Annotated in this window: 7 protein-coding genes and 1 riboswitch; of the genes, 6 read left to right on the top strand and 1 reads right to left on the bottom strand. The window is 76.8% G+C overall.

Going from position 1 to position 12,006, the window contains the following annotated elements:
* Nucleotides 1–29: 29 nt before the first annotated feature.
* A riboswitch (SAM riboswitch) is annotated at nt 30–145 on the bottom strand.
* A gap of 300 nt (nt 146–445) precedes the next feature.
* From ACZ4MO_RS02260 to recD, 6 genes are all read left to right on the top strand, one after another.
* Nucleotides 446–937: a rhodanese-like domain-containing protein gene (locus tag ACZ4MO_RS02260; RefSeq protein ID WP_175007517.1), complete on the top strand. Its 492-nt coding sequence runs from the start codon at nt 446–448 to the stop codon at nt 935–937.
* Nucleotides 934–2,184, top strand: coding sequence for an O-succinylhomoserine sulfhydrylase (locus ACZ4MO_RS02255; RefSeq protein ID WP_186810316.1), 1,251 nt, complete (start codon nt 934–936; stop codon nt 2,182–2,184). Before ACZ4MO_RS02260 ends, ACZ4MO_RS02255 begins: the two co-directional genes overlap by 4 nt.
* Before the next feature lie 131 nt (nt 2,185–2,315).
* A complete protein-coding gene (locus ACZ4MO_RS02250) occupies nt 2,316–2,636 on the top strand; it encodes a hypothetical protein (protein ID WP_175007516.1) in 321 nt (106 codons plus the stop codon).
* A 173-nt stretch (nt 2,637–2,809) separates the two neighbouring features.
* A complete protein-coding gene (gene recC / locus ACZ4MO_RS02245) occupies nt 2,810–6,268 on the top strand; it encodes an exodeoxyribonuclease V subunit gamma (protein WP_255436977.1) in 3,459 nt (1,152 codons plus the stop codon).
* Complete coding sequence (locus ACZ4MO_RS02240) at nt 6,265–9,813, top strand: UvrD-helicase domain-containing protein (RefSeq protein WP_175007514.1); 3,549 nt, start codon at nt 6,265–6,267, stop codon at nt 9,811–9,813. Before recC ends, ACZ4MO_RS02240 begins: the two co-directional genes overlap by 4 nt.
* Nucleotides 9,810–11,882 carry an exodeoxyribonuclease V subunit alpha gene (recD, locus tag ACZ4MO_RS02235; protein WP_175007513.1) on the top strand — a complete coding sequence of 691 codons (2,073 nt, stop codon included), beginning with the start codon at nt 9,810–9,812 and terminating at the stop codon, nt 11,880–11,882. Before ACZ4MO_RS02240 ends, recD begins: the two co-directional genes overlap by 4 nt.
* Here recD and ACZ4MO_RS02230 read toward each other — a convergent pair.
* Entirely contained in the window at nt 11,858–11,980 is a 123-nt protein-coding gene (locus ACZ4MO_RS02230) for a hypothetical protein (RefSeq protein ID WP_255436935.1), read from the bottom strand. The two genes, recD and ACZ4MO_RS02230, sit on opposite strands and share 25 nt — an antisense overlap.
* Nucleotides 11,981–12,006: the final 26 nt, after the last annotated feature.

Here is a 12,006-nt window from a genome sequence, read left to right as displayed (position 1 = left end):
CAGTCCTCCAGGGTCGTCCGGGGAGAACCTCCCCGCGCTTGCCACCCGCCGGTCGGCGTGCGGCCTGGTCGTCACCCGGGGCACCCCGCCGCGAGAGGAGGGTTGCCGGCCAGCAAACCGGGGTTTCGCGCTGGCACTCATGACCTGTCGACCAGGATGTCCGTGAGCACCGCAGCGTGTCAACCGGTGGTCACGGCGTCTCGGATGGCGGGACGTGGCATGCAACGCCGGGGGCTGCGGCCGGGGCCGCGCGGCGTCGGGCACCCCCGCCCCGACGCCGGTCCCCGAGACGGGCGTTCCGCGCGTCGGACGCGTGGCGTACGATCCGAGCCAACCATCCGGAGCGGCCGAGTGACGTGGCACGTCGACGCCGCAGCAACCCCCCGGACCGCCTCGGCGGCCGGGCGCAGGGTGCTACTGCCACGATCGATGGAGGAGGACTCTCATGAGCGACCAGTCCCAGCAGGCGTCGGCAGCGGGGTCGGCGCTGCCCGACGCGCGACCCGCCGTCGGCTACGCCGGCGACCTCACCCCGCAGCAGGCGTGGGACCTGCTCGCGCACGACGAGCGCGCCGTGCTCGTGGACGTCCGCACGGAGGGCGAGTGGCGCACCATCGGCGTGCCCGACGCCACGGAGCTCGGTCGCGACGTCGTGTTCGACGAGTGGGTGACCCCGACGGGCCCCAACCCGCGGTTCCTGGACCAGCTCGTCGAGGCGGGCCTGACGCCCGGCGACGAGCGTCCCGTCGTGTTCCTGTGCCGCTCGGGCCAGCGGTCGATCGGCGCGGCGCGCGCGGCCACGGCCGCCGGGCTCGGGCCGTCGTACAACGTGCTCGAGGGCTTCGAGGGGGCCCAGGGATTCTCGGGCCTGCGGGACGTCGAAGGCTGGAAGGTCCGCGGGCTGCCCACCACGACGTTCGACGAGGCCGCCCGGTGAGCGCGGCCGTGCCCGGGAGCGTGCCCGGCGGCTCCGGCCGCAAGCCCCTGCCCGCGAGCGCCCGCCCCGCGACGCTCGCCGTGCGCGGCGGTCACGCGCGCACCGAGTTCCAGGAGACGTCCGAGGCGCTGTTCCTCACCCAGGGCTACACGTACGACCGCGCGGCGGACGCCGAGGCCGCGTTCCAGGGAGAGCTCGACCGGTTCGTCTACTCGCGGTACGGCAACCCCACCGTGCACACGTTCGAGGAGCGTCTGCGCCTCCTGGAGGGCGCGGAGGCGTGCTACGCGACGGCGTCCGGCATGTCTGCCGTGTTCACGGCGCTCGCGGCGCTGGTGCGGTCCGGGTCGCGCATCGTCGCGGCGCGCGCGCTCTTCGGGTCGAGCCTCGTCATCTTCGACGAGATCTTCGCGAAGTGGGGCGTGCGGACGGACTACGTCGACGGTCACGTGCTGTCGCAGTGGGAGGAGGCGCTGTCCACCCCCGCGGACGTCGTCTTCTTCGAGACGCCGTCCAACCCCATGCAGGACATCGTCGACGCGCGGCGCGTGAGCGAGCTCGCGCACACCGCGGGCGCGGTCGTCGTGCTCGACAACGTGTTCGCGACCCCGCTGCTGCAGCGGCCGCTCGAGCTCGGGGCCGACGTCGTCGTCTACTCGGCGACCAAGCACATCGACGGGCAGGGCCGCGTGCTCGGCGGCGCGATCCTCGGGACCGAGGAGTTCGTCACGGGCCCGGTGCAGACGTTCATCCGCAACACCGGGCCGTCGCTCTCGGCGTTCAACGCGTGGGTGCTGCTCAAGGGCCTCGAGACGCTGCCCGTGCGCGTCGCCGCGCAGAACGCCGCCGCGGCGCAGGTCGCGGAGGCGCTCGAGCAGCTCCCCGGGATCGGCCGCGTGCGGTACCCGTTCCTCGCGTCGCACCCGCAGCGCGAGCTCGCGCGGTCGCAGCAGAGCGGCGGCGGGACCGTCGTGACGTTCGACCTCGCCGTGCCCGAGGGCACCGACCCCGAGACGGCGAAGAAGCGCGCGTTCACGTTCCTCGACGCGCTCCAGGTCGTCGACATCTCGAACAACCTCGGCGACGCGAAGTCCCTCGTCACGCACCCGGCCACGACGACCCACCGCAAGCTCGGCCCCGAGGGTCGCGCCGCGGTCGGTATCGCGGAGACGACCGTCCGCCTGTCGGTGGGCCTGGAGGACCCGCAAGACATCATCGAGGACGTCGAGCAGGCCCTGAACTCCTGACCCCAGCCTCCCGCCGAACATGTGGTTGTGGCCCGTCCCGGCGTCGGGACGGGCCACAACCACCTGCTCGACGGGCACCGGACGCGGGCCGGCACCGCTTTCCGGAATCGGGTGGACCGAGCGGGTGGCTGGTGCTCGAGACGCGCGTCCCCGCCCGCCGGGCCTGGGAGGGGTGGGTCCGCGAGGCGACGACCACGCGCGTGGACGTGCCCGACGTCGGCCCGGTCGAGTCCTGGACCGAACTCACCGAGGTGTCGCTCCCCTTCGTGTCCTTCCACGACACGACCATGCTGCCCGACGGCACCACGCTCCACTCCGACTCGACGCTGCGCTTCCGGGAGCGCGACGAGGTCGAGACGTTGCTCGTGGCGTGCGGGTTCGAGGTCATGGACGTCCGGGACGCGCCCGACCGCCCGGGTCGCGAGTGGGTGTTCGTCGCGCAGCGCGCCTGAGAGGAAGACGCCCAGTTCCCACACGGGTGCCGTGTGCTCGGCCGCAGGCGCCCGGAACCTGTGGACGGCGGTTCGACGGTGTGGGTCGCACCTCGTAGATTCCTCGTAGCGCGCGGCCACGGGCCGGGCGCGTGATCACGCCACCACCACCGACAGGGGTCCTCTTGCTGCACGTGCACCGCTCCGAGCGTGCCGAGGCGCTCGTGGCGCCGCTCGCCGCCGTGCTCGCGGAGGTCCCGGCGGACCCGTTCACGCCGGACGTCGTGGCGGTCCCGACGCGCGGGGTGGAGCGGTGGCTCGCGCAGCGGCTCTCGCACCACCTGGGCGCGGGCGAGACGGCGGGGATCTGCGCGAACGTGGACTTCCGGGGCCCGCGGCGGCTCGTCGAGCAGGTCGTGGCCGACCTCACGGACCTCGACCCCGACGACGACCCGTGGCGGCCCGAGCGGCTCGCGTGGTCGGTGCTCGAGGTGCTCGACGCGCACCTCGCCGAGCCGTGGGCGGCGCCGCTCGCGCGCTACGTCGGCGACCCGGGCGACGAGGTGCGGCGGGGCCGGCGGCTCACGCTCGCACGACGGCTCGCGGACCTCCTGGTCGACTACGCCCGCCAGCGGCCCGAGGTCGTGCTCGCGTGGTCGGCCCCGGTCACGGGGACAGCCGTCGCGCCGGACGACCTCGCGTGGCAGCCCGAGCTGTGGCGTCGCCTGGTGGAGCGCGTCCCGGCGACGGACCCGGCGCGGCGCGTGACGGAGGCGATCGCGGCGCTGCGTGCGGACCCGGCGGCCGTCGACCTGCCGCCACGGCTGTCCGTGTTCGGACCCACGCGGCTGCCCGAGGACGAGCTCCGGGTCCTGCGCGCGCTCGCCGAGCACCGCGACGTCCACCTGTGGCTCGTGCACCCCTCGCCGGCGCTGTGGGCGACGGTCGCCGCGTCCGACGGCGGCCCGGCCACGGGCGGCGCGAGCCCGAGCGCAGACCACGCGGGTGCGTCCGTCCGGCGTCGCGCCGACCTGCCGACGTTCGCGCGCCACCCGTTCCTCGCGTCCACCGGCCGGGACACGGTCGAGCTGCAGCTCCGCCTCGCCGCGGGCGACGTGCGCGAGACCCACCACGAGGCCGCGCCCCCGCCACCGACCCTGCTCGGCGCGCTGCAGTCCGCGCTGCGGGCCGACGCACCGGACGGCGCCCACGTGCTGGACCCGGCGGACCGCTCCGTGCAGGTGCTCGCGTGCCACGGCCGGGCCCGTCAGGTCGAGGTGCTGCGCGAGACGCTCGTCGGCCTGTTCTCCGCCGACCCGACGCTCCAGGCGCGCGACGTCATCGTGCTGTGCCCCGACGTCGAGACGTTCGCGCCGCTCGTCACCGCGACCTTCGCTGCCGTCCCCGAGCTCGGCGACGACGCGCACCCCGGTCAGCGGCTGCGGGTCAGCCTCGCGGACCGTGGCGCCGGGACCACCAACCCGGTGCTCGCGCTGCTCGCCACGCTGCTGCGCCTCGCCGACGGCCGCGTCACCGCGTCCGAGGTGCTCGACCTCGCGGCGAGCGGCCCGGTCCGCCGCCGGTTCCGCTTCTCCGACGACGACGTCGACCGCCTGCGGCAGTGGGCCGTCGAGGCGGGGGTGCACTGGGGCGAGGACGGCGAGCGTCGCGCCCGCTTCGGCATCGACGAGCACGTGCGGCAGGGCACGTGGGACGCGGCGCTCGACCGCATCCTGCTCGGCGCGGCGATGGCCGACGAGGACGCGCGGTTCGTCGGGCCCGCGCTCCCGCTGGACGACGTCGGCTCGACGGACGTGGACCTCGCCGGCCGGCTCGCGGAGCTCGTCGCGCGGCTCACGGAGATCCTACGCGGTCTCGACGGCGTGCACCCGCTCGCGCACTGGCTCGACACCCTCGACCGCGCGCTGACGCTCCTGGCGGAGGCACCGCCGACGGAGGCGTGGCAGATCGGCTCCGCGCGCCGCGTGCTGGGCGACGTCCGGGCGGCGGGTGCCGCGCACGGCGGGGTCGCGCTGCGGCTCGCGGACGTGCGGGCGCTGCTCGACGACCACCTCGCCGGGCGCCCGACGCGCGCCGGGTTCCGCACGGGCGCGCTCACCGTCTGCTCGCTCGAGCCGATGCGCTCCGTGCCGCACCGGGTCGTGTGCCTCCTCGGGCTCGACGACGGCGTGTTCCCCCGCACCGCCGCGCCCGCGGGCGACGACCTGCTCGCCCGGCACCCCGAGATCGGCGAGCGCGACGCGCGCAGCGAGGACCGGCAGATCTTCCTCGACGCCGTCGCCGCAGCGGGCGACCACCTCGTCGTCGTGCACACCGGTGCGGACGAGCGCACCGGGGCGCCGCGCCCGCCCGCGGTCCCCGTGGCGGAGCTGCTCGACGCGCTGGACCGGGTGGCCACCACGGCCGACGGGCGCCCCGCGCGCGAGCACGTCGTCGTGCAGCACCCGCTCCAGACGGTCGACGAGCGGAACTTCACGCCGGGCGCGCTCGGAGTCCCGGGGCCGTTCAGCCACGACGACGCCGCGTTCGCCGGGGCCCGCCAGGCGCGCGAGAAGCGCGAGCCGGTCGGGGCGCTCGTCGGCGCACCGCTCTCGCTGCCGACCGGTGCCGCCGTCGGCCCGGCGGAAGCGCCGGGGTCGCCCCCGGCGGCGGGGGGTCCCGCCGACGTCGAGCTCGACGACCTGGTCCGCCTGCTCGAGAACGCACCCCGCTGGTTCGCGCAGCACACGCTCGACGTGGGTCTCGTGCTGGAGGAGGAGGACGTCGAGGACCGGCTGCCCCTCTCCCTCACGGGGCTCGCAGGCTGGGGCGTGGGCGACCGCGTGCTGCGGGCCGCGCTCGCGGGCGTCGACCCGAACCGCGCGATGCAGGCCGAGTGGCGCCGGGGCCAGGTCCCGCCGCGCGAGCTCGGCCGGTCGGCGCTCCAGGAGGTCGTCCGGGCCGTGGGACCGCTCCGGGTCGCGTCCGTCGAGGCCGCGCGCGAGGCCGACGTCGCGGCCGGTCGTCCCGTGAGCCAGGACGTGCTGAGCTCGGCCGAGACGGTCGACGTGCGGGCCACCCTCCCGGACGGGGGCACGCTCGTCGGCAGCGTCCCGGGCGTGCACGGCGCCCGCGTGGTGCGCACGGAGTACTCGCGACTCGGGCCGAAGCACCGGCTGCGCGCCTGGGTGCAGGCGCTCGCGCTGCGCGTGAGCGACCCGGACCGTCCGTGGGACGCCGTCGCGATCGGCCGGTCACCCCGCGGCCCGGGCGTCGCGTGGTCGACGCTCACGCCGCCGGACCGCGACACGGCGGCCGCGTTGCTGGCCGACCTCGTGGCCCTGCGCGACGAGGCCGCTCGCGAGCCCCTGCCGCTGCTCCCCGAGGTCGCGCTCCGCTACGCCGAGGAGCGCCGCACCACCGACGCTCGCGACGCCCTGATGCGCGCCGGGTGGGCGTGGAACAAGGGCTTCGAGCGCAAGGACCCGTACGTCGTGCTCGCGTGGGGCCGGGACCCGGCGCTGCCCGACCTCGCAGGCCACGCGACGACGGCCGACCTGGGTCGCCTCCCCGACGACCCGACCCGCCTCGGCGCGCTCGCGCGGCGCGTGTGGGACCCCCTGCTGGAGCACGAGCTGCGAGGTGCGCGATGAGCGGCCCGACGTCCGCACCGACCACGCCCGCCGCGGCGTCCGGACCGGCGGTGCCCGGATCGTCCGCGGGGAGCCCGCGGCGCTTCGACCCGTTCGGCGACCTGCCGCGCGGGACGGTCGTGCTCGAGGCGAGCGCCGGGACGGGCAAGACGCACACCATCGCGACCCTCACGACGCGCTACGTCGCCGAGGGCCTCGCGGCGCTCCCGGAGATCATGCTCGTGACGTTCGGCCGGGCGGCGACGTCGGAGCTGCGCGATCGCGTGCGCGAGCGCCTCGTCGCGACCGAGCGCGCGCTGCGCGGCCCCGAGCCGGCGCACAGCACCGACGAGCTCGTCGCGTTCCTCGCCGCCGTCGACGCCGACGAGCTCTCCCGCCGTCGCGAGCGCCTGCGTGTCGCGCTGTCCCAGCTCGACGCCGCGACCATCACGACCACGCACGGCTTCTGCCAGCAGATGCTCACCGCGCTGGGGACGGCGGCCGACGTCGACCTCGCGACGAGCTTCCTGCCCGACGTGGCCGACCTCGTCGAGGAGGTCACGGACGACCTGTACGTGCGGCGGTTCGCCGACCAGAGCGAACCGATCCTCTCGCCGCGCGACGTGCGCGAGGTCGCCCGCGCGGCGGTGAGCGACCACGGGGCGGTGGTCGCGCCGTCGGACGCGGCCGAGGGCTCGGTCGCCGCGGCGCGGTACGAGGTCGCCGTCGCCGCACGTCGGGAGGTGGAGGCGCGCAAGCGCGCGATGCACCTGCTCGACTACGACGACCTCCTCGTCCTGCTGCGCCGCGCGCTCACGGACCCGGAGCACGGCGAGACCGCGACGCAGCGCGTCCGGTCCAGGTTCCGCGTCGTCATGGTGGACGAGTTCCAGGACACCGACCCCGAGCAGTGGGCGATCCTGCGCACCGCGTTCCACGGGCGGTCCGACGAGCACAGCGCGCTCGTCCTCATCGGGGACCCCAAGCAGGCGATCTACGCGTTCCGCGGCGCGGACGTCGTGACGTACCTGCAGGCCGTCGAGGACGCGACGGACACCGCGACGCTCAGCACGAGCTGGCGCAGCGACGGCCCGCTCCTCGCGGGCCTGCACGCGCTGCTCGGCGAGACGGCGCTCGGCGACCCGCGGATCGTCGTGCGACCGGTCGACGCGGCGCACCCCGAGGCGCGGATCTCCGGCGGCGCACCGGTGCGGCTGCGGCAGGTGACGCGCCGCGCGTACCGGTTGGGTGCGTCGTCGGCGCCGTCGGCCCCGGACGCGCGCGGCCTGCTCGCGAAGGACGTCGCGGCCGACGTCGCGGGCCGCCTCGGCACCGCGTCCGGCGGGGGCGACCGCGTGCGCGACGACGTCGGCGGCGCGGCGGTCGACGCAGCGCGCTGGCGCCCGCTCGAGCCGCGCGACGTCGCCGTGCTGACCCGCACGAACGCCCAGGCCGAGGCGGTGCGCTCGGCGCTCGTCGCGCTGGGCGTGCCGGCGGTCGTGTCGGGACCGTCGAGCGTGTTCGGGTCGGCCGCGGCGCAGGACTGGCTCACGCTCCTCGCGGCGCTGGAGCAGCCGGGCCTCCACCGGCGCGCGACGGCGCTCGCCCTCACGCCGTTCGTCGGCTGGGACGCACAGCGTCTCGCGACCGCAGGCGACGCGGACCACGACGAGCTCGGCGACACGGTCCGGGCCTGGGCGCGCCTCCTCGCTGACCGGGGCGTGGCCGCGGTCGCGGAGGTGGCCGCACGGCGTGGCGCCACCGCGCGCGTCATGGCGCGGGCCGACGGCGAGCGCTACCTCACCGACCTGCGCCACGTCACGCAGGCGCTGCACGAGGCCGCGACGACCGAGGGGCTCGGCACGGCCGCGCTCACCGCGTGGCTCCGAACCCGGATCGCGGAGGTCGGGTCGGTCTTCACCGACGAGCGCACCCGCCGTCTCGAGACCGACGCCGCCGCCGTGCAGGTCGTCACCGTGCACGCCGCGAAGGGCCTCGAGTTCGGCGTCGTCTACGTCCCGTTCGGGTGGGAGCGGTTCGAGCCCGACGACCAGGAGCTGTTCGCGTTCCACGACGATCACGGGCAGCGCGTGCTGCACCTCGGCGGGGTCGGCTCCCCCGGGTTCGTGGACGCCAAGGGGCGCTGGCGCGACGAGGAGCTGGGCGAGGACCTGCGCCTGCTGTACGTGGCGCTCACCCGGGCGCGGCACCAGGTCGTCGTGCACTGGACGCCCACCAAGCGCAGCACGGGATCAGGACCGCTCACGCGCCTCCTGCTCGCCGACCGCATGCTCGGCGGCGAGCCCGGGCGCCACGCGCGGCCCGACGCGATGCGCGACGACGCCGTCCGGTCCGCGTTCGAGGCCGTCGCGGCGCGGTCGGGCGGGACGGTCGTCGTCGAGCAGGTCGACGCCCGGCCGAAGGGCGAGCGCTGGTCGCCCGGTACCCGGGCGGGCACGGACCTCGCGCTCGCGACCGCCGTCCACCTCCCGGACCGCGACTGGCGGCGCGCCTCGTACTCGGCGCTGACCGCGGCCGCGCACCACGGCCCGGTCGGGGGGATCGAGAGCGAGCCCGAGGACCCGGGTGTGCAGGACGAGCCGGAGGAGACCACGGACGACGAGACCGCCGCGCCGGTGTCCTCGACCCCGGCCCCGCGCCCCGGCGCGGACGTGCCGTCCCCGTACGAGGGGCAGCCGGGCGGCACCGCGTTCGGCACGCTCGTGCACGAGATCCTCGAGTACGTCGACACCGCGGCCGACGACCTGGACGCCGAGGTGCGCGCTCGCTGCGCGCACGCGGCGACGGTCCGTGTTCCGGGCGTCGAGCCCGTCGCGCTCGCGACGGCGCTGGGCCTGTCGCTGCGCACGCCGCTCGGTCCGATCGCGGGCGGGCTCACGCTCGCCGACGTCGACCCGCGCGACCGGCTGCCCGAGCTCGAGTTCGAGCTCCCGCTCGCCGGGGGCGACGAGACGGAGGGCGTGCGTCCCGCGACGCTGCGCGACCTCGCGGACGTCCTGCGGGTGCACCTGCCCGCCGACGACGCGTTCGCCCGCTACCCCGACCTGCTCACGGCGCTGGCCGACGAGTCCGAGACCGGCACGGGCACCGGCGGCGTCCCGCTGCGCGGCTATCTCACGGGCTCGATCGACGCCGTGCTGCGCGTGCCCGCCCCGAGCCCCGACGGCGCTCCGGGCGGGGCTCCGGGTGGCCGCCGCCGGTACCTCGTCGTCGACTACAAGACGAACCGCGTCGGGCCGCCCGGGGTCCCGCTCACGGTGGGCGACTACCACCCCGACGCCACGCGCGACGCGATGCTCGCCTCGCACTACCCGCTGCAGCTCGTGCTCTACCTCGTCGCGCTCCACCGCTACCTGCGGTGGCGCGTGCGCGACTACGACCCGGACCGCGACCTCGCCGGCGGGGCGTACCTCTTCGTGCGCGGCATGGCCGGGCCGGACACGCCCCGCGGCCCCGACGGCACCCCGTACGGCGTCGTCGCCTGGAGCCCGCCGCCCGGGCTCGTCGTCGCCCTGTCCGCCCTGCTCGACGGAGGTCGCGCATGACCACGGCCACCCCCGGGGCGGCGACCCGGCCCACCGCTGCCCCCGTCCCGGTCGACGAGGGCGACCCCCGGCTCGCGGTCGGCGTTCCCGCCGGCCTCGCGCCGTTCAACGTCGCACGCGTCGTCTCGGCCGCCGACGTGCGCGTCGCGCTGCGGCTCGGTCGCCTCACGGGCGAGCACGACGACCGGGTGCTGCTCGCCGTCGCGCTCGCGGTCCGTGCCGTGCGCAGCGGCTCCGTGTGCGTGCGCCTCGACGACCTCGGCTCCCTGGCGCTGCCCGAGGACGAGGAGGCCGCCCGGACCGACGCCGCCGACCTGCCGTGGCCGGACCGCACCGCGTGGGCCGACGCCGTCGCGCGCAGCCCGCTCGTCGCCGTCGGGGTCGACGGCGCGCCCGACCGCCCCGCGCGCTGGGTCGGGGGCGCGCTGTACCTCGACCGGTACTGGCGCGACGAGCTCGCGGTCCGGCACGACGTCGACGGTCGGCTCGCGGCGCCCGACCTCCCGGTCGACGCTGGCCGTCTCGACGCCGCGCTGGCCCGCCTCTTCCCCGCGGCGGAGGACACGCGCCAGCGGCTCGCCGCCGCGCACGCCGCCACCCGACGGCTCACCGTCCTCACGGGTGGCCCCGGCACGGGCAAGACGACGACGGTCGCGCGGCTGCTCGCCGTCCTGCACGACGCCGTCCTGCACGACGCCGTCCCGCACGACACCACCCGACCCGCGACCGCCGTGGTGCCCGCTCCGGCGCAGGCGTCGTCGCCCGCCCCGACCGGGCAGGACACGACGCTGCGCGTCGCGCTCGCCGCCCCGACCGGGAAGGCCGCCGCACGGCTCCAGGAGGCGGTGCGCGAGGTCGTCGCCGGGTTCGAGGACGCGGCGGACCGCGCGCGCGTCGGGACGCCCGTCGCGACGACGCTGCACCGCCTGCTCGGGTACCGGCCGGGCAGCAGCACGCGGTTCCGCCACGACGCGCACCACCACCTGCCGCACGACGTCGTCGTCGTCGACGAGACGTCGATGGTCGCGCTGCCGCTCATGGCGCGGCTGCTCGAGGCGCTGCGACCCGACGCGCGGCTCGTGCTCGTCGGGGACCCGGACCAGCTCGCCTCGGTGGAGGCCGGCGCCGTGCTCGGCGACCTCGTGCACCGCGAGCCCGTGACGCCACCGGCCACCGCGCCGGTCGTGCTCGCGGCGGCCGAGACCGCCCTGGCCGACGCGCCGCCGCCCACCGACGGCGAGGTCGACGACCGGGCGGTGCTCGGCAACGGCGTCGTCCGGCTGCGCACCGTCCACCGTCAGGACCGCGACTCGGAGATCCTGCCGCTCGCCGCCGCGATCCGGGCCGAGGACGCGGAGGCGACGCTCGCCCTGCTGCGCGCGGGGCACGGGTCCGTGGAGTTCCTCGAGACGCCCGACGACGAGCCTGACGACGCGGTGCTGGCCGCGGTGCGCGCGGACGCCGTCGCGGCGGGGACCCTGCTCGTCGAGGCCGCGCGCGCCGGCGACGCCGCCGCCGCGCTCGACGCGCTCGCGCGGCACCGCGTCATGGTGGCGCACCGGCGCGGGCCGGCGGGGCGCGGCCGGTGGGCGGCGCAGGTCGAGGCGTGGGTCGAGGAGGCGACCGGCCACCACGCGACCGACTCCCCGTGGGTCGCCGGGCGGCCGCTGCTCGTCACGACGAACGACGCCGAGGTCGGCCTCTACAACGGCGACACCGGCGTGCTCGTCGCGGAGCCCGCGGGCGGGGTCGTCGCCGTGTTCGGGGACCCGCGAGCGCCGCTGCGCGTGCGCACGCACCGGTTGCCGCCCGTGGAGGCCGTGCACGCCATGACGGTCCACCGCGCGCAGGGCAGCCAGTTCGACCGCGTCACGCTCGTCCTGCCGCCCGCGACCTCTCCCCTGCTCACGCGCGAGCTGCTGTACACGGCGGTGACGCGCGCGCAGTCGTTCGTGCGCGTCGTCGGCTCCGAGGACGCCGTGCGCACCGCGGTGACGAGCCCGGTCCACCGCGCGAGCGGGCTGCGGACTCCGTTGCCCGGCGGTCAGTCCTCGGGGCGCTCCGCCTGATCGCGCTCGCGCAGCTCCTTCAAGCGGCCCCAGGGCACGAGCACGATCCAGGCGACGGACGCGACGGCGGCGCCCATGATCATCGAGGGGACGTCCATGGCGACCATCCTGGCAGGCGTGCGCG

It is taken from the genome of Sphaerisporangium cinnabarinum, assembly GCF_055567015.1.
The sequence above is the reverse complement of the archived record's forward strand: the minus strand, read 5'-3'. Positions and strand labels throughout refer to the sequence as shown.

Bases quoted from the DNA above. Each gene is read 5' to 3' on its own strand.
- ACZ4MO_RS02260 (WP_175007517.1), top strand. From the start codon at position 446: ATGAGCGACCAGTCCCAGCAGGCGTCGGCAGCGGGGTCGGCGCTGCCC.
- ACZ4MO_RS02240 (WP_175007514.1), top strand. From the start codon at position 6,265: ATGAGCGGCCCGACGTCCGCACCGACCACGCCCGCCGCGGCGTCCGGA.
- recD (WP_175007513.1), top strand. From the start codon at position 9,810: ATGACCACGGCCACCCCCGGGGCGGCGACCCGGCCCACCGCTGCCCCC.
- ACZ4MO_RS02230 (WP_255436935.1), bottom strand. From the start codon at position 11,980: ATGGACGTCCCCTCGATGATCATGGGCGCCGCCGTCGCGTCCGTCGCC.